The 18,252-nt window shown below is 36.5% G+C and carries 16 protein-coding genes; 6 read left to right on the top strand and 10 right to left on the bottom strand.

Going from position 1 to position 18,252, the window contains the following annotated elements:
* Positions 1-36 precede the first annotated feature (36 nt).
* Positions 37-1,014, bottom strand: a complete 978-nt coding sequence (locus tag D1868_RS05970; protein WP_156006508.1) for a metallophosphoesterase family protein — start codon at positions 1,012-1,014, stop codon at positions 37-39.
* A 240-nt stretch (positions 1,015-1,254) separates the two neighbouring features.
* Here D1868_RS05970 and D1868_RS05965 point away from each other — a divergent pair, with 240 nt between their 5' ends.
* From D1868_RS05965 to D1868_RS05950, 4 genes are all read left to right on the top strand, one after another.
* Positions 1,255-2,568 (top strand): circularly permuted type 2 ATP-grasp protein, encoded by a 1,314-nt coding sequence (locus D1868_RS05965; RefSeq protein WP_156006506.1) that lies wholly within the window; start codon positions 1,255-1,257, stop codon positions 2,566-2,568.
* Complete coding sequence (locus D1868_RS05960) at positions 2,556-3,356, top strand: transglutaminase family protein (protein WP_156006504.1); 801 nt, start codon at positions 2,556-2,558, stop codon at positions 3,354-3,356. The genes D1868_RS05965 and D1868_RS05960 overlap by 13 nt, the downstream gene beginning before the upstream one ends.
* Complete coding sequence (locus tag D1868_RS05955) at positions 3,353-3,748, top strand: alpha-E domain-containing protein (RefSeq protein WP_196770207.1); 396 nt, start codon at positions 3,353-3,355, stop codon at positions 3,746-3,748. Before D1868_RS05960 ends, D1868_RS05955 begins: the two co-directional genes overlap by 4 nt.
* A gap of 67 nt (positions 3,749-3,815) precedes the next feature.
* On the top strand, positions 3,816-4,274 hold the full coding sequence (locus tag D1868_RS05950) for an Lrp/AsnC family transcriptional regulator (RefSeq protein ID WP_156006500.1): 459 nt from the start codon (positions 3,816-3,818) through the stop codon (positions 4,272-4,274).
* Here the strand turns inward: D1868_RS05950 and D1868_RS05945 are convergent.
* The 3 genes from D1868_RS05945 to D1868_RS05935 are packed head-to-tail and all read right to left on the bottom strand — an operon-like array spanning position 4,266 to position 8,685.
* Entirely contained in the window at positions 4,266-5,432 is a 1,167-nt protein-coding gene (locus tag D1868_RS05945) for an amidohydrolase family protein (protein ID WP_156006498.1), read from the bottom strand. The two genes, D1868_RS05950 and D1868_RS05945, sit on opposite strands and share 9 nt — an antisense overlap.
* A complete protein-coding gene (locus D1868_RS05940; protein ID WP_156006496.1) occupies positions 5,429-6,736 on the bottom strand; it encodes an amidohydrolase family protein in 1,308 nt (435 codons plus the stop codon). The genes D1868_RS05945 and D1868_RS05940 overlap by 4 nt, the downstream gene beginning before the upstream one ends.
* 2 nt (positions 6,737-6,738) lie before the next feature.
* Positions 6,739-8,685 (bottom strand): xanthine dehydrogenase family protein molybdopterin-binding subunit, encoded by a 1,947-nt coding sequence (locus D1868_RS05935; protein WP_156006494.1) that lies wholly within the window; start codon positions 8,683-8,685, stop codon positions 6,739-6,741.
* A 155-nt stretch (positions 8,686-8,840) separates the two neighbouring features.
* On the opposite strand from D1868_RS05935, the gene D1868_RS05930 reads away from it, so the two are divergent.
* Positions 8,841-9,638 carry a carbon-nitrogen hydrolase family protein gene (locus D1868_RS05930; protein ID WP_156006492.1) on the top strand — a complete coding sequence of 266 codons (798 nt, stop codon included), beginning with the start codon at positions 8,841-8,843 and terminating at the stop codon, positions 9,636-9,638.
* Here the strand turns inward: D1868_RS05930 and D1868_RS05925 are convergent.
* From D1868_RS05925 to D1868_RS05910, 4 genes are all read right to left on the bottom strand, one after another.
* Positions 9,618-10,847 (bottom strand): amidohydrolase family protein, encoded by a 1,230-nt coding sequence (locus D1868_RS05925; RefSeq protein WP_156006490.1) that lies wholly within the window; start codon positions 10,845-10,847, stop codon positions 9,618-9,620. The genes D1868_RS05930 and D1868_RS05925 overlap by 21 nt on opposite strands.
* Complete coding sequence (locus D1868_RS05920) at positions 10,844-11,983, bottom strand: FAD-binding oxidoreductase (protein WP_231112495.1); 1,140 nt, start codon at positions 11,981-11,983, stop codon at positions 10,844-10,846. The genes D1868_RS05925 and D1868_RS05920 overlap by 4 nt, the downstream gene beginning before the upstream one ends.
* Before the next feature lie 132 nt (positions 11,984-12,115).
* Positions 12,116-13,378 (bottom strand): dihydroorotase, encoded by a 1,263-nt coding sequence (locus D1868_RS05915; protein WP_156006485.1) that lies wholly within the window; start codon positions 13,376-13,378, stop codon positions 12,116-12,118.
* 33 nt (positions 13,379-13,411) lie between these two features.
* Complete coding sequence (locus tag D1868_RS05910; RefSeq protein WP_156006483.1) at positions 13,412-14,359, bottom strand: aromatic ring-hydroxylating oxygenase subunit alpha; 948 nt, start codon at positions 14,357-14,359, stop codon at positions 13,412-13,414.
* Positions 14,360-14,565: 206 nt separating this feature from the next.
* On the opposite strand from D1868_RS05910, the gene D1868_RS05905 reads away from it, so the two are divergent.
* On the top strand, positions 14,566-16,110 hold the full coding sequence (locus tag D1868_RS05905) for an APC family permease (protein ID WP_156006481.1): 1,545 nt from the start codon (positions 14,566-14,568) through the stop codon (positions 16,108-16,110).
* Here D1868_RS05905 and D1868_RS05900 read toward each other — a convergent pair.
* Together D1868_RS05900 and D1868_RS05895 are read right to left on the bottom strand one after the other, a co-directional pair.
* Entirely contained in the window at positions 16,089-17,000 is a 912-nt protein-coding gene (locus tag D1868_RS05900; RefSeq protein WP_156006479.1) for a DUF1177 family protein, read from the bottom strand. The genes D1868_RS05905 and D1868_RS05900 overlap by 22 nt on opposite strands.
* The gene (locus D1868_RS05895) at positions 16,990-18,237 is read right to left on the bottom strand and encodes an FAD-binding oxidoreductase (RefSeq protein ID WP_231112313.1); all 1,248 of its coding nucleotides are present in this window, start codon (positions 18,235-18,237) and stop codon (positions 16,990-16,992) included. The genes D1868_RS05900 and D1868_RS05895 overlap by 11 nt, the downstream gene beginning before the upstream one ends.
* Positions 18,238-18,252: the final 15 nt, after the last annotated feature.

Here is an 18,252-nt window from a genome sequence, read left to right as displayed (position 1 = left end):
TTTAAAATGAAAATAAAATAATAATCTCTTAATAACTTAACCTGTTATGAACTGATGAGTCTTTACTTTTTCTCCCTCCAGAACTATGTACACGCCATGAAATATACCAGAATTGTACTCGCTTCCAGGGTTAAGGACTAATGCACTTGCTACCCTATCGAAACCCCTAGACTCATGAATATGACCGTGAATTCCCATTAAAGGTTTATACTCCTCAATTATACTCCTAACTGCCTTAGAACCTACGTGTGTCATAACTATCTCCCCTCCTTTTACAACGGGTTTTAACGTTTTGTCTAATAGAGGTGCGTTATCTAGATTGGTCCCGTAAGGAGGTGCATGAAAGTTAAATATAGCTAAATTAGGGTTGGAGAGCTTCTCCACCATACTCTTCATATTTGAGTATAACTCTTCTTCACTCATCTCTCTTGGCGTATTCCATGGAGTGGGATTTACGTATCCAAAGGAGATCATCTCATATTTACCTAAAGGTATAACGAATCCTTCAGTCCTTCTCACAACACTACTTTCGTCTATTATGTCGAAAAGGTATGTCGGATCATCATTTCCGAGATTAACGTAAATAGGAATATTAGTACCCTTATATCTCTCCTCAGCTATCTTTATCCACTCCCTCAATCTCTCTATCATTGCTGTTTTGAAAGCCTCATCTACTTTCCTTTTATCATAATTAAGCTCTTCAAATCCCTTCTTGTCTACAACTACGTAATAATTTCCTTCGTTTCTTATCCTTTGTTTTATCATTTCTAAACCCTCTCTTCCAACTTCAGTTCCCTGAATGTCATATTTTCCGTTTCCTAAGTCTATTATAGGTATTAACGCTTTACCGGCTAAATCTCCGCCAATTATTAATGCATCTACTTTGAACATTTTTCCAGCATTTAGAAACTTCTTGAAAGTTACTTCTGAGCCGTGCACATCTGACGTGTATAATATCTTAAACTGAGACTTAGTTTCCACTCCGTCTTGTTGTTTCTTCCTAAATAACCCCATACTATTAACATTCTTTAACCCTAATATATAAGTGTTATTTTATCAACGGTTATGGCTTTCGAATTACAAATTGTTCATTTTTAGCCTAGTTTCCATCATTATCTTTACGTAATTTTTTAAAAAACTTACAAATATATTTACATAATCACTCTCAAAAAATGCTGAAAAGTGAACAGTTTTCGACGGTTAGAGTTTAACTTCTTATTCAAGTTTATTAACCAGTAGAGAAAAAATTAAACTGTGATACCTTTTAAAAAAATTAACTCATCATCTTACCTAGAGTATTATGATGAGAGATACAAACAAATTATTACTGACGTAGAGAACTCTAAAGATTATTTTAAGCATGTTAAGTTGGTAAATGAAATTGCATACCGAGAAGGGTTTACTTTTTACACATCTTATTATTATAGAAGTATAAAAATAGATCCTCTACCAAGAATAATAACTAGAGACGAATTTAATCTAATTTCCGATGGACTTAAGAAGAGAGGTGAAGCTATTAATAAGTTTCTTTATTCTTGGTATCACGGTGACAAAGTAGTTGTCCCTGAAGAAATTATTAAATCCTCAGTTTATTTTAGACCTGAAATGATCGGTTTTGATCCGCCTAAGGGAATTTACGTTTATATATATGGAGAAGACCTAGTGAAGGTACATGGTGTACCATACATTTTGGAAGATAACGTAAGGATACCTTCAGGCATGAGTTATGCGATAAAAACTGTTGAGCTAGTAAATAGGGAGTTTAAGGACGTATATTCCAAGAAGGGAGATATAGGAGATGGACTAAGTAAACTTAAATCAACCCTAGAAAAAGCGTCAGATACTAAAGATCCAGTGATCGTAATATTAACTGACGGCACTTATAATTCAGCATATTTCGAACATAAGTTTTACTCTGATAACCTTAACATAATTCTCGCTGAGCCATCCGACATAGCAGTAAAGGAAGGTGAGGTAGTTGTCAAGACTATTGATAGTGGCGAAGTTCACGTGGATGTGATTTACAGAAGGATTGAGGATTTAGACATATTAACGCCAGGTTTGATGAATGCTTACCTCAGGGGATGGGTAAACATAGTTAACGCACCGGGTACTGGGATAGCTGACGATAAGATAACATTCTGCTTTATGCCCAAAATAATGGACTTCATGGGGATAAAAGAAGTCATCAGACAACCCTTCTCGTTACCCCTCGAGGGAACTAAGGAACAATTCGAAAAGGAACTAGAGAAATTTGTAATTAAGCGAAGAGAGGGTTACGGTGGTTCCGGTACTTACGTTTTAAAAGATTTACCGTCAGAGGAAAGAGTTAAAATTTTAAGAGAAGCTAGAAATTATCCTGAAGAATTTATGATCCAGGAGACCTTGGACTTTGATACTGTAATTTCAGCGATTGAGGATAACTTTTACCAGACTTATGCTGATATTAGAGTATTCATGTTTATCGACGAGGCGTCTACATCAATTCTAAGTAGAGTTGCACCGTTCGGTAGTAGAATAACTAATAATTCCTCTGGAGGGTTGGTGAAACCGGTATGGATATTATAAACTACGAGGTATTTTATGAGGCTAGATATGAATACGAGGACGTTGTGACTTCTAACGACAATACACTGAAGATTGTACCATATGACGGAGAAAACCAGACTGTCTTAGAGGAGAGGGTTGAGACAGAACCTGATGGGTACGTGACTAAATATAAGGACATACTAGGCAATACAGTATATAGGGTGAAGATAATTAAGCCCCATTACTCAATGACTATTAGGAGTATGAGTAAAGTGATAGTGAACGTCATGGACTTCACTGATTGTGAGTTGCCTTGTAACGTTTATGAACCTCTGTATATGGACTCTACTAGATTAATTGACATTGATTATTTTAAACCAATAGCCGCTAAGATCTATAATGAATCTAGAACTCTGGATGAGCTACTTCATAAAGTAGTATCTTTCGTCAAAAATAGAATAACTTATAAGGAAGGTGTTACTAACGTTGATACACCCGCACATAAGAGTTTCGAAATGGGACTTGGTGTGTGCCAAGATATAGCTCAAATAACTATTGGGATACTTCGTGCTATGCGATTTCCTGCCAGATATGTAATGGGTATAGTACACAATAACCCCACTACAACACATGCGTGGGTGGAAGTTAAAACACCTTTCGGCTGGATACCCATAGACCCTACTAGGAATAAATTTTACAATGAGATAAAATATGTAAAGTTCGCTATAGGAAGAGACTATTATGATGCAGCTCCCATTGTGGGTACTTTCGTAAGCAAAGGGAGAGGATGGTTGAAGAAACTTACTGTGGGGGTAAAAAAGGTTTGATAACGAAGAGCACTGGATATAAGATATTATGGGCTGGTAGATACCTCGAAAGGATAGAAAATATAGCTAGAATTGGATTACTTACAGTTGAATGTGGAAAAACTACTGATGAAATATCCAAACTTCTGGGTATTAATAAAGACGTCTTCACTTATCTAAAGGATAACCTTGACTTTTTAAGAGAAGACCTAAGGAGTTTCGGCGATGAGGCAGTAATTAATGCTGTAACTACTTTGGAAGGTGCAATACATGCAAAAAGTGATAACCTAAAAGACTACTTTAACGGAATCTTACAAGCGTCATTATACCTAGGAAGCGTTATTGAGGATAAACTAAGACCAAATACCGGTATATTTTATCCAAGAAAACAAGAGGAAATTAAGACACAATAGATAGAAATTACAAGATATTTTGTTTTTTATACAATCTTTAAATAGGATAGCTGTATAAAATATAACCATGCAACTGGATGAGGTAGATCTCAAAATATTAAAAATACTTCAAACAGATGCCAAATATCCTCTAGAAAAAATAGCTGAAGAAGTTAGAGCCCCAAAGTCCACAGTAGCTTATAGGATTAAAAGACTTGAAAAATCAGGCGTAATAAGAGGCTATTACGCATACATAGACCCTGCGTCCTTAAACCTTGACTATCTAGTTGTGACTTTAGTTAAAGCCAAATACGGTAAGGACTACCACGAAATCTTAGGCCAGAAAATTGCTCAACTTTCTGGCGTCTGGGGAGTTTATTTCGTATTAGGAGAAAACGACTTTATTGTCCTCGCTAGGTTCAGAAACCGGGACGAGATGATGAGTAAATACCTTGAAAAACTTATGAGTATGCCAGAGATAGAAAGAACTAACACACAAATAATCGCTAAGATAATAAGAGAAACTCCTTTTTACGTTCTAGATTAAAGAAAATGGATTGAACGTATTTCCTCCTACTATTACCTCACCTCTCTTATTTGTCTTAGCTATAATTTTACCTTTTCTTATTACCATGAACCGACTGGATAGAGTGGATAGTTGTTCTCTTATACTTTTTGCATCAAGGATTACAATATCATCTTTGGATGGTCGAGAAGCGTATGAAAACTCTCTCTCAGCGTTTACCGTGATGAGGTTAATCACTTCATCTACCGGGTTGATCTGATCTAATAGCACAGCGAGGTATAAAGCTTGAATTATATCACCAAATCCTAAGGGGAAGAAAGGATTTTGAAAATCGTCATGCCCTAAACACACATTTATATCTCTTTCAAGCATTTCCTTTATTCTGGTAATACCCCTTATTTTAGGATAATCACCATATCTAGAATTAAGGTATACTGTGGTCAAGGGAGAGCTTATAACTGATGCGCTTTTTCTCTTTATTAAACTCATAAGTCTTTCTGCGTATTCACGTGGAGCTGAGTGAAGTGCTGTAAGATGGGATAAAGCTACATGAGTGTGCCTAAGAGAAAGTAAATATTCTGCAAATTTGGTAAGTACATCCCCTTGGTCTATATGTGCATCTATCGGCTTTCCGGTCTTTAACGACAACTCAGCTATTAGCCTTAGCTGTTCCTTCCCGAGATCTTCACTATCCTCCCCATCAGGTTTACCCCCAATAATATCAGCTAACTCTATAGCCTTAACAAATTTTTCTTGGTCACAGTTAAATACACCTTGTTCCGGAAATGCAACAACTTGTATGTCAACGTAGTCTTTCATTTCCTCTTTAACTTCCAGTGCAGCCTTAACCGAGTTCAAGTTCTTAGAGCATGTATCTGCATGAGTCCTTATATGCGTTACTCCATTATAGAGCTCTAAAATTATAGCCTTCTTCATGATAAGTTTAATATCGTCCTTACTTAATGTATCCCTCACCTTAGCCCATCTTTCAACAGCCTCTGATAAAGTCCCGCTCTTATTATCTCCAGTGTAGCTAAGGGTTAGAGCGTTTTCTAGGTGGACATGCATGTCGTAAAAGGATGGAACTGCGATTCTGCCCTCTGCATCAACGACAATATCATCTCCATCTTTAACATCTAGGACTTCTTTGAATCCAGAAACGTTCACAATCTTCGTCATCTTGATAACATTACCCCCTTACCACCCTTTACGTCCTCATCAAATATTAGCTCTCCTCTCAAAAACGTTTTTACTACCTTTGCATCGAACTCCACGCCTTCGTAAATTGAGTGGTCCATTTTACCGTGCCAGTCCTTAACTCTCCATGTCTCTCTCTTAATCACAGCGAAATCCGCATCGGCACCAACCTTAAACCCCTTATCCTTAAGATTGTATAATTTTATAGGATTTTCAGACGTTATTTCAGCTACTTTCTGAGGAGTAATGTAATTTTTGAACATGAGCGTCATAATAGTTGGTACCAAAAATTCTGTGGAAGCGACACCGTTAGGGACCTCTAGATAACTCAAAGCCTTATCTTTATACTGCGACAGATATCCTGCATAGTCACTACCTAAAGTGTCCACGAGATTTAAGTTGTTAATAAGTTCTAACCTTAGCTCCTTACTTCTCAGAGGAGGTGACATTATAAACCTCTTACCGTCTGGTCTTTCATAGTAACTTTCATCGAATACTAAATAGTGAGGACACGTTTCAGAATAAATTTCTGCTCCTCTCTTCCTCCACTCGTTCACGATTTGTACCGAGTTAGGAGAAGAAGTATGAACAATATAAACTTTGGCTTTAGTTAGATAAGCCATTGTAGATATTCTATATACAGCTTCCTCCTCTACTTCTGGAGGTCTCGTTAATGCATGATATATTGCTTCTGGTCTCTCACCATATTCTTTCTGAAGCTCGTCTATTACATCGCCATTCTCAGCATGGACAGCAACTACACCGTTTAATTGTTTCACTTTCTTCATAACTTTAAAGATGTTTTCATCATCTAGTTGCATTGTACCTTTGTAAGCTGTAAAGACTTTTACACTTTTCACGCCCAGCTTAAAGACCTCATCTAAATATTTTATGTGCTCACCTTTTTTCACTATAAGATGAAAAGAGAAATCTGCCATAGACTGTGACTTAGCCTTTTCTATTTCTTCAACTGAAGATCTAACTGGGTCTTCAACAGGATCAATAAAATTAATAAATGAAGTTATACCTCCTGCTAAGGCTACCTCACTTCCACTTCTATAGTCGTCGGCAGTAGGTATTACCTCCCTAGCACCTAAATACCTGGAATTAAAATGTGTATGTCCATCTACTACGCTGGTCAATATGTAATAGCCAGAAAGGTCTATTACCTCCTCTCCCAGGTTTGCGATATTTTTTCTTATCTCCGATATCTTACCATTTTCTATCCTTATGTCAGTGTCTAAAATACCTTGAGTGGTTATTACTCTAGCGTTTTTTATTATCATTATTACTCGCACTCCCTGAGGTCTAACGGAACCTTATTACATCTTATTCCGTAGTCGTTTACCGCATTTATCACAGCAGCATAAGCCCCGGTAGGTCCGTTCTCTCCTACTCCTCTAACTCCAGTGGGTGTTGAGGAAGGTGTGTGAAGTAATTCAACTTCAAAGAATGGTGATTCATTTGCCTTAGCTATTAAGTACGAATACTCGTCCTTAACACTTTCGTATAATGAACCACTAATACCTTGTAAAGCTCCGCCTATCAGTTGACCTATTACGTTATCTTTATCACCTACTACTCCTACATCGGCTATGATGTAATGATATATAGGTTTGATCCTAGAAAATTCGTCTACCGTAATTACGCTTATCTGACCACTGACGGTACCAACGAATTGAGGGGGTTCATAACAAGCGACACTAGATATGTCCTTAACTAGCCAAGGTTCATTCCTCATCTTTATTGCCAGTTTTTCCCAGTTAAGTTCAGGGTCAATCTTCTTAGCTATATTCTTAAGTTCCCTAATAGCTAACAACGCAGCGTTTCCCATAGTAAGCATTGTCCTACTAGCCCAAACTCCCGAACCCTTTACGTTAGTCACTGCTAATTTTACCCTAACTTTATCATATCCTAACTCTTTAACTATTAGGTTTCTTATTGCTCTGTCCATCATTTGTCCTTGATCCGTAGCTGTTATCTCGACTTCTATCCATCCATCGGTATCAAGTATAGCTCTTGCACATTCATACCCTGGCACTAGCGATTTTTCGTGTTTGATCATGATCTCTGAGTTCGGAGCAGCGTACTGGATATAGAAACTTACACCAACTCCCTTTCCATATTTCTCCTTTAACGCGTAATATTTATGCCTAAGTTTGGCCAAGACCGTTTTTACATCACCTACATCACCTGAAGGTTCTTTAAGGTTAACCTCTCTCACTTCTAAGGGATCTTTCTTGAGGTATCTAGCAACTTCATCTATTATTCTTTCTATAACGAATACTGCTTCTGGTCTGCCGAATCCTCTATATGCACCCTGAGGAGGCTTATTAGTGAGTAATGCTATAGCGTTATAGTAAAGTTCGTAATCGTATACTGCTTTCATGGTAGCAAGCGTGACAAAAAGCGGTGATATTCCAGTCCAAGGCAATAGATACGCTCCTACATCATAAGTTATTTTATCATATATACTCTCTATTTTCCCGTTATCGTTAAAGCCTACATTAACTTCGTGTCTTTGCCCCCTTGCTTGAGAGGTCATAACGTTTTCTATTCTTTTTTCAACCCATTTGAGGTTCTTACCTAACTTATACGCTAGAGCTATAACCGTTAGCTCCTCAAATATCACGTCTTGTTTTGCTCCGAATCCTCCTCCGACTCTAGGAGTATCTATAATTATTCTATGCTGAGGGATCTCCAACATTTCCGATACTAACATTCTTACTACAGTAGGTATCTGTGTAGAAATGTGTATTATCATATCGTCGCCCGTAAATCGTATACCTAACACTCTTCCCTCCAAAGAGTACTGAGAATTTCTGTCGAAATCTAAAGTGAGCGTTATAACGTTTTTCCCTTCTACTTCGCCCTTCACTTCCTCTCTGTAGATAATATTATCAGGGATCTCCTCATAGAGAGGACCTGATACTGGAGTATAATCTACAGTTACGTTTTCCGCTAAATCTTCTGCCTTATAGGGATCTTCGCCTATCACAACAGCTAAGGGTTGAAATTTATATACTGCCTTAAACCGAGGGAGTAAGGACAGATTTGTTGGCAGTTTCAGCAGGCTTCTGTCGTAGAGATATGGGATCTTAAATTCCTTTATATCTTCGTAAGTGAATGCCCTCCCTGATATATCGAACTTAGCATGCTCGTACGTAGACCTTACGAAGTTTACATACTGGTAACTACCCGCAATGTCGTCTACATATGTTAGATTCCAACGCATTTGATCTTTTTACTCCTTGACATTACTATTTAAACATTTATCGAGATTTCTTTACGTATTTCAATAAATCATTTATCTTAGAACAGTCAACTCTTTTTTATTTGATCAAGTAAATGAAAATAGTTATTAACTCGGGTAACCGGTAAATATTAACTATGCGAATAGCGGCTATCCAAACTCATATGAGTTGGGATAAAAAAGATAATGTAGAAAGGCAAGTCGAGCTCGTAAACAAAGCTGCGGATAACGGAGCGAAAATAATAGCGTTGGATGAGCTAAGTAATACAATTTATTTCCCATTTGAACAGAATCCAAAATATTTCAGTTGGGCTGAGGACGAAAGAGGAGAAACCATATCCACATTTAGGAAGGTTGCAAAGGAAAGAGGAGTAAATATAATAGTGCCCATATTCGAAGTGGATAACTCGACCTTTTATAACTCGGCTTTCATAATAAACGATAAAGGGGAAATAATTGGAAAATATAGAAAGACACATTTACCACAAGAGGAATGGTTTAATGAATATTATTTCTTTAAGGTGGGAGATCTTGGTTTTCCAGTGTTTAAAGTAGGTGATTTAACAGTCGGAGTAGTTATATGTCATGATAGGCATTTCCCTGAGACAGTAAGGGCGGAAGTAGTAAAAGGTGCCCAGGTAGTGTTTATCCCATCTGTAGCTGCCTTTAAGGAGATATGGGAGTTAGAGTTAAGAGCTCATGCGGTATTTAATACATCTTACATAGTTGGAATAAATAGAATAGGAAAAGAATACCCCCAACAAAAAGAAGAATACTTTGGTGATAGTATGGTAGTTAATCCCATGGGGGAAGTAGTAAGCAGATTGGGAAAAGAGGAGGGAATAGTTTATGCAGATATAAACGTGGATGAGATAACCCAGGCTAGAATAAAAAGACCGTTCTTGAAAAAGAGACTAAATAGTTATGGACTCTAAACTATTATAAAGTATTTTCCCTCCTGATATCACCAAGCGATTAGAAGGGATCTCTATAAGCGTGTCTCTCAGACTCTTAGTATTAAATATAACTATATTCGCTTTTTTACCCTCTTCAAGACCGTAATCCGTAATTCTTAAAGTCTTAGCACCGTTGTATGTCATCATTCTATGTATATCTTTAAAATACCTCGTAAAGAACATATAATCTCCGATCATTAACGCAAAGGAAGCCTTAAGTAAATCACCATCACCTATAGGATTTAAATGGTTTTGAATATCATCGTGTCCTAGAGACACGTTAATACCTTCCTCTAAAAGTTCCCTTACCCTTGGTATACCTCTCCTTTTTGGATAGTTCTCATGAGCACCTGAACCTTGTAACTCCGTTATAGGTGAAACAATAACATTAATATCGGCACTTTTTATCCACCTCATAAGCCTGTGTGCATAGTCATCATGGTATGAATGCATGGCTATGAGATGACTTAATGAGACCTTTCCGTAAAGTTTCCTCCTAATAGTTTCCGAGACTATAACCTCGGAGAATTTTAGGTCAGGCTCATCGGCATAGTCAGCATGAAAGTCTAATATAATGTTAAATTGTTCCGCTATGTCAAACAGACTTTTTACCATGTATATTCCATCTTCCCTAGATGGTTGAAGATGTGGCTGACCTCCTATTCCGTCCAACCCCATCTCTATACTTTTAATAACCCTCTCCTCTTGTTCCTTGTCAAAGTAATCATAACTTTGGACAAAGCCTATTAGCTGAATGTAAACTTTTCCTTTAAATTCCTCCCTTAGTCTAACCAACGATCTAACTCTTTCCTTCCATTTCTTGCCATCTATCATTACATGTGTTCTTACGAAGAGAGTCCCATGTGTGATATAATGATCTATTGATTTCTTCGCTAGTTTATATATCTCATCTTCCGTTAAATTCTCCTTACATTCTATAAGAGCTTTTAAAGCCTCAGTAAACTTAGGAGTTTCTACCTCCTTACAAACGTCTAATAGAAAATTACTATCTATATGAGCGTGAGAATCTACAAGGCCGGGCGAAACGAATCTCCCGCCTAAGTCTAATACTTTATCACCAATACTCGATATTTCACCTTTCACGATTCGTTTTATAATACCAGAACTCTCGTCCAGAACTATACTTATACGTTCGTTGTTTTCATTCAATGCATTTTTTAGGATCACGAATCTGTCACCAGCTTACCCGGATTTAGTAAATCTTCTGGATCTACTAATTTCTTAAAACTTATCATTTTCTTTAACCTATCATCTTCTACCCTATCATTAACTCTAAAAGAATGAAGATCAAACTTTGATGAATTAAGATTAGGTAGATAAGTATAATTTAGAAAATATGTGTGAGAAAAGTACTTATTTCTACTCTTTGCTAGTTCTGCGTCTATTAAACACTTAATGCCCTCAAGTTTCTCTAGCTCATCGAGAGTGATATCCATAGAGGCGTAATTTACCTTAGTCTTATTAACTACGGTAAAGTAAGCACCTGCGAAGGTGGTGACAATTTCTTTTAAAGGAATCGAAGTGTCTAGGTCTGGTTCATTTATACCATAAATCAAATTCCAGTTACCCCAGCTGTAATAAGGCTCTATAACACTCGCCATAGCCTTATTTCTAATACTGATAAACTCTGCACTATCAATGAGTTCCAATGCCTTATCTATCGCCTCTTTAAGAGAGTTAAAGCTGCGCCTGGCTACACTTACTTTTCTAGGTCTCCTCAGAGCATTGATTTTTATCTCGGAGATAATACCAGTTGTCCCAGCTGCTTGAACAACACTATATACATTACTTCCTTTTAACGTATACCTGCCTCTGGGAGTGTAGACGGTTACTTCCCTAACGTTATCCCACACTGCACCGTACCTAAGCGAACCGAATCCCAATGATCCCCCAGCTACATACCCTCCTATCGTTGCAATATTAAAGCTGGTTGGCACTACCGGTAAGTTCTCTATTCCTATATCATTAAACTCAGTTCCAGGCTTTGTTATAATATAAGTGCCCTTATTCTCGAAACCTTTGAACTCCGTTGTGTCAACTATTACAGAATCGTCTTTAATAGGTATAGTTTCACCAAGTGTGTTTGTCCCATTACCTCTGGGAATAATCGGAAAATTATACTCATTAACAAGATCCATAAGTGTTTTCAATTCTTCCTCGTTCCTAATCTTTATGAGAGCCTTGGGGATCTTTCTGAGAGAAGATAATATGGGTGATAGATATCCGTAATCTATTGAATATTTCTCTAAGACTTCCTTCTGTGTATATACGGTAAAATATTTAGAGAGAATACCCTCTATCATTAATCCCACATTATTAGTTTATCTACTTTAAAGTATATAAAAATAAATGATGAATGTACTAAGTGAGAAAATGAAAAGATTAACGTTCTAAGAACTAGAAAAATTTCGCCTTGAAGCTTTTAACTATGACCTTTACAAATCATGGTTGTATAGCAATTGTCCTCTTTTTTGGCTTACTATTTCCCCGTTTTCTACCACTATTTCCCCGTTGACTATAGTAATGTCAACCTTCCCTATAACTTCATAACCTTCATAGGGCGTCCAGTCAGCCATGTGAGTAGTATCGACACTTATTTTCCATTTAGTATTAAGATCGTAAAGGATCAAGTCAGCTCTATACCCTTCCTTTATAATTCCTGTGTCAAGACCGTTAAATTTAGCCGGGTTTTCAGATAGTAATTTTACCGCCCTACTCAAGGGTAACCTCCTCTTGATAAACTCCGTTATTATAATAGGAACCCGTAGTTCTACTCCAGGCAATCCCGGTACCAAGTCGGGAAACTCCTTATGGGCTTCTTTAACGTCTCTGTCAAACCAATTGTGGTCTGTAGCTATCATAAAAATTTTATCAATTCTTCTCCACAACTCCTCTGGATCTCTAACCGGTGGAGAAGTTACGAACATATAAGAATCTTTCCTATTAAAAACACTTTTATCAAGAATTAAGTGATGCAAAACTACTTCTGCTTTAATTCTATTCTGGTCAATGATATCAAGAGATCTTCCCACGCTAGTATGAGCTATCAAACCTCTACTTACTATTGCATTTACTCTAGCTACTGCAGCTAGTTCTGATTCTTCCGGTCTTGTTAACATATGTAACAAGGGTTCTCCTTTTTTCCCTTCTGAGAGAGCCTTAATTAATTCCTCGTCCTCCGCATGAACCATTATATATCCGCCTCTCTTTTCAACGAACTCATTAAGCTTCACTAGATCATAGAGATTACTTTTTAGACCACCATACTCAATCATCATAAATTTTACTGACTTAAACCCGCGATCAAATATTTTACTCAATTCCTCAGAAATCTTGTTTGCAAAGATGTGAAATGAATAATTAGTCACAGAGTCCTTAAACTGTTCTATTCTCTCATCCAAATTGGGTTCTCTATCAACGAATGCAAAATCGATAACTGTAGTAGTCCCTCCAAGAACAGCAGCTTCAGTACTCCTCCTCACATCGTCCGAGGTGGGGACTTTTAAATACCTCTTGTAAATGTGTACGTGATTGTCGACTCCACCGGGTAATAAGAGTTTTCCATTTCCATTTAATATCTCTTCAGAACTATCCTGAATGTTCTTTCCAACTTTTGCTATCCTTTCCCCTTCAATTTTAACTTCGGCTTCTATAACTTTGTTCTCCTCTGTAATCAATTTTACGTTTTTTATTATCATCGCATTTACTCAACATTGTTATCATTATAAAAATTACTCTACGAGACCCAGTTCTGGTATAATTCCGAGCCTTTGTTTTAGCATATTTCTGTAGAAAATAGATAGTTTATCCGCTCTTACGCTTATCTCCCTCCTAAGGTCTAAGTAATATTCCTTGGGTTGTGATTCCAAAACTATTTTGTCCTGATTTATTATTTCATCTTCAAATTGCCTTATCTTATCGGGATCAACATCATATGCGTAATTCATAAATATCCATGCATACACAACGGTCTTATCTTTAGACACGGGGTTGATTGCAAAAATCATAGAGAATATATCTCCTCTATCCTCCTTCCTAAAATAAAGTACGAAAGGAGAAAGAATTTTATAAGTGTAATTAAAGAACCTACCATTTATCGTGCCGTCAGGGTTAGGCTGCCAAACTGAAATACTCTTTGCTATTATTTCTCCATCATGATTTATCTCTACCTCGTATTCGGGGATCTGTGGAAATTTTGGATCTCCTAGATAGCCTTCATGAACATAAGGGAAATGTGATACGTCCATTAGGTTTTCCATTACTCTAAAGGGGTTAGCATCAATATAATAGGGACCGCATTTTATTTTTCTAAACTTCTTGTCTTCCCACTCCTCGATATTTGCGAAATGGTACGGATTTTCTATCAATGAAACCCATATAATCCCATATTTTTCCATGACACTATATCTAGTTAATTTTACATTTATCTTTTTTCCTAAGGAGGGAACGAGAGTTAACTCACCTTTATAATTAAAGCGCCACCCGTGATAAGGACATTGAATTTCCCCGTCAATTACTCTTCCCATAGAAAGTCTTGCCAATCTGTGTGGGCATAAATCGCTAAATGCGTATACTTGATCCTTGTACCGTAAAAGCAATACGTTTTTACCTAGAGTGGTTACACCCTTCATATCCCGAAGTTCGTCAGAGAAAGTAAGTGGAATCCACTCATTTATCATGATTTTCTTAATTTCTTAAACGGATTATAAGAATCAGGTATAATCTTGCTAAAAACAATACAGTATTTCGTACCTAATTTATCATTGACTTTCCCTTCGACGGAAAAAAACCTTGCTAAAAATATAAACATTTTTCAGCAACTTACATTCCTTTCATGTTTAAAATAACATATAAGTTTTTAAATAGTGTATAGTATAAACTCATTGTGGAAAAGAAGTTATTTATAAGAGAGAGCTCAGGACTAGTAAAAGACGCATCTGTACTAGATGCTATAATGATAAATCTGGGCAATATGTCGGCGGGTGCAGGAATTTACTTTATTACGTCAGCCTTAACTCCAGGTAGTAATGCAATAGTAACTTCCCTTATAGGACTACTTCTTACAATACCTCAAGCTATACTATACACATTATTAATGCTGGACATACCCAGAACTGGAGGAGATTACGTTTGGATGTCTAGACTAGTGTCTCCATGGATAGCATCTCCTTTAGCTATAGCATTAGCATTACAGACATTAGCATATATCGCTCTTATAGCGCTCTCGGTTCCATCATTTCTGAGTTCATCATTAGGAGCCCTCGCAGTTGCTTCTTCTAACACAGCCCTATCAAGCTTTTCTGCTACACTTCTACAACCTACTTATACAGCAATCTTAGCAGCAATAGTGTTTTCTATAGGAATAGCCGTAAATATATTTAAGCCCAAATTCGGTTTTATGTTCATATCCGTAACGGCAATAATTGCCATAGTAGCTACTATAATGACACTTGTGGGAATGTTATATTACGGTCACTCAGCTTTTGTATCTTCTATAAACTCTCTTCTTGCTACCTATAATACATCTTATTATAAGATATCAACAGTGTCTACTTCTTCATTTTCTTTCTCTGCTACGATGAGCCTTTTACCTTTGTTTGTAGTATTTATATATCCTTGGCTTAATGCCTCCCCTGGAATAGCAGCCGAGATAAAAGGCCTAAACAGAAAGGGGAAATACAATCTTTTTCTATCTTTAGTCTTTACTGGAATAATAGTAACATTAAGCCTCGCTGTAATGTATGGTGTAGTAGGAATAAATTTTGCCAATAATGCTCCATCTAATTGGCCTACTTCGGCACCAGTTTCTCCTAACTTTCTAACCTATGCGATCTTGACGATAAAGAATCCAATATTAGACTGGATCGTGGCAATAGGATATCCGTTCTGGGATCTAGCGACAATTGGTTATGGTATCGTAATTTTCGCCAGGTACGTATTTGCTCTGTCATTTGATAGAGTTTTACCCGAGAAATTTGCTTATATCAGTCCTAAATTTAAGTCCCCAGTGTATATTCATCTCCTCGATTTTGCTGGAACAATGATTATAATTGTAGTATCAATATTCTTTGCCTCTATATATGACTTATTCGGCACTACTCTTTTAGGCATGGTTTGGTTTGCTATAGTATCACTAGGGGGAATACTGTATGCCAGAAAATCCTTCTTTAAAGATTCTAACTCAAGTAGAATCAAGATAGGTAAGATACCAGTGATAACTATAGCTTCTGTTTTATCATTCATTTATTTCATCTATCTCTCTTATGTATTTATAAAAGACCCAGCATTAGGCGGAAATGCTTTTGCTGACGAGTTCATTGGTATAGCAGTTATTGCAGGGGTTGTGATTTATGCTTTGAGATATTATACATTGAAAAAGAACGAGGGAATAGATCTAAGGTTATTATATCAAGAAATCCCGCCAGAATGAAATCTCATTAAATTTGATTCTCCGATTTTTTCTTTCAATTCTTTTAGTTCATTATCATAATATATTAAACGTTCATTATCTAGGTATTTTATCAATTCGACTATAAATCTCGATGCATGTTCTAACATAGTAATGTCCATTACGCCAGTAACGTATCCTGGTATTGGGTAAGTTGAGACTGTAGCTACTCCAAGTACTGCAGCATTTGTGTACATCCATGGCGAGATAAGCGTACTTATATGGTATACGTTGAAGCTTAGAGGAGTCAGATCGCCTGTAGTAAGCGGAACAAAGTATGGCTCATGACCAGTAACTCTAGTGTAGATATCAATTATTTCATCAACAACTCTTAAGATATACCCTTCTTTAACCACGTGAGTTATAGCAAAGTCTTTAAATTTAGCTGTTTTATTACCTTTAGTCGAATCTATTGAGATCAGTGTATCAGAATTTTTATCAACCTCGTATTTCATTGCTTCCTCAAGCCCTATTAGAGGAATCATGAAGTAAAAGGGTTGATGGGGTATAAGCCTGGCGTTGGTACTTAAGTTAGTTATCACAGTAACGTTAACTGGAATATCAAAACCATTTTCATATAGGTTTAGTATTTCCATTAAGACTGTTAACGAGACTATAGCTCCATCTGCATCTGAGACTAGACCTATAGAATTACTTAATTGTATGGAACCTAATCTACCTAAAACTTCTATCGTTCTTTTCCTAGAATTTTTAATGTAAAATCTCAAATATGTAACTTCTTCATTATTATCTCCCTTGAGGTTAATTTCTTCTACTTCTACATGTTTGCCCTTTATTAATTCAAAGACCTTTTGTTTAGGATTTTTTGTCTCTAAGGAATTAATAACTTTTATTAAATTCTCAAGTATCAAGTCTAAGTTTACCCGGATTTAAGATATCTTTAGGGTCTAATAACCTTTTATACTTCTTCATTAACTCAAGTCGTTCAGGCTCATCTACTCTATCGTTTATGTAGATGGAATGAATCTCAAACGGAATTCCTTTCCTCCTCATTACATCTTCAATTAATCTGAAATTACTCTTCTCAGACATAAAAACAGTATAAATGATTATTTTCCCTCGTAATGTCATAACGTCACCATGGATCATGACTTCATCGCCTAAAGACTTCTTTATTTCACTTACCACATCATAAAATTCCTCAAGACTTAACAACCTCACTTCATAAAAGAAGTTTTTAAAATTAGATATTTTGCTAAACGTTACATAAGCAGCTGCAAATGCTAGTTCATCAAGGAACTTAGCATTAATCTCGTTTCCTACTTTTAAGGTTGAAGATACAATCAAGTTCCACTTTCTAAGTCCTTCTAACCTTCCCACGAGACTTAAAGCACGTGAGTCCTCTATTGTAACCCTCCTTACTTTCTCTCTTGGAAGTATCTTTATCGTTTCTAGAATTTCTATTAAATTGTCACTACTTACTAACTGATCCTTCCAATCATCCTCATTCATAATGCTAATTTCAGCCTCAGTTATTGCACCATTAGTTCCTGCAGCTTGTGCAAAACCTAAAGTATCAATACCTCTAACCTCTATAGTTTTGCCATCACTACTTAGAACTTTAAGATATCTGATTCCAGCATGAAAATGATAACCAAACTGGAATGAACCTATTCCTACATCTCCACCTGAAATATATCCACCAATAGTGGAAATATACAAACTACTTGGGTAAACCTTTAAAGTCTTACCACGTTTTCTTAGATACTTAAGGACATCAATAACTTTATTCCCAGGGTAGACAGTCACATAATCTTTATCTATAGTTAGAGTGTTGCTGAAATTACTTATATCTACTATTATTGAGGGCTTAAGCGGGATCACTTGACCAATTGTTGAGGTGCCTCGTCCTCTTAAAACCAGAGGAATATTATGTTTATAAGCTAACTGCAATGTTATCCTTAAATCGTCTTCATCAAAGACATTAACAATTCCTAGAATACCTTTACTTAATTTAGAGAGTATTGGAGATACTACATAAGGTGCCACTGAATATTTAGCTATTTGTTCTTTGTCAAATGATACCTTCTTACCTAATTCTCTCTCGAATTCACTAAATATACTTGTTTCGGACATCTCTTTATACATTTTTATTTAATCTAA

The organism is Stygiolobus azoricus (assembly GCF_009729035.1).
In the GTDB taxonomy this organism is placed as follows: Archaea; Thermoproteota; Thermoprotei_A; order Sulfolobales; family Sulfolobaceae; genus Stygiolobus; species Stygiolobus azoricus.
The sequence above is the reverse complement of the archived record's forward strand: the minus strand, read 5'-3'. Positions and strand labels throughout refer to the sequence as shown.